Consider the following 665-nt stretch of genomic DNA (forward strand, 5'->3'; position numbering starts at 1 on the left):
TATCGACTCGTCGAGCGTCTCTATCAGCCCGTTAAACTTGCCCGTGTCGAGGTACACCTAGCGGTTGAGCGCCGTGTTGTTCTTGCGCGACACGAGCACCACCTCCGACACCAGCACGCCGCTGTCCCCCACAAGCGAGCGCCCGGGCTCCAGCACGATATGCGGAATCGCGTCGCCGAAGTCGTCCGACAGATAGCGGTAGATTTCAGAGGCGTACTCGCTCAGGTCGTTCGCCGGCTGAATGTACGGCGCGGGGAAGCCGCCGCCCATGTTTATCATCGTGAGGCGGATATTCTCCTCTTCCTCCAGCGACGAGAACAGATATTTCGTTTTGGCGAGCGCGTCGTTCCACTGCCCGATATCGCGCTGCTGGCTCCCCACGTGGAACGATATGCCGTAAGGCGTCAGTCCGCAGTCCCGGGCCATGACGAGCAGGTCGTATGCCATATCGGGGTGGCAGCCGAACTTGCGGGACAGGGGCCAGTCCGCCGACGAGGTGTTCTCCACCAGAATCCGCACGTATATGCGCGAGGACGGCGCGTGCGCGGCTATGTTCTTCAAATCATCCTTGCTGTCCGTGGCGAACATGCGCACGCCCTGCTCATAGAAATACGCGACGTGCTGCGCCTTCTTAATGGTGTTGCCGTAGGAAACGCGGTCGGGCG

At 61.1% G+C, this 665-nt stretch carries 1 pseudogene; it reads right to left on the reverse strand.

Annotation, left to right across the window (positions count from 1 at the left end):
- Nucleotides 1-60: 60 nt before the first annotated feature.
- Nucleotides 61-665: pseudogene (locus AWU74_RS07195) on the reverse strand (type III PLP-dependent enzyme domain-containing protein); the annotation flags it as partial.

Source organism: Treponema endosymbiont of Eucomonympha sp. (assembly GCF_001028545.1).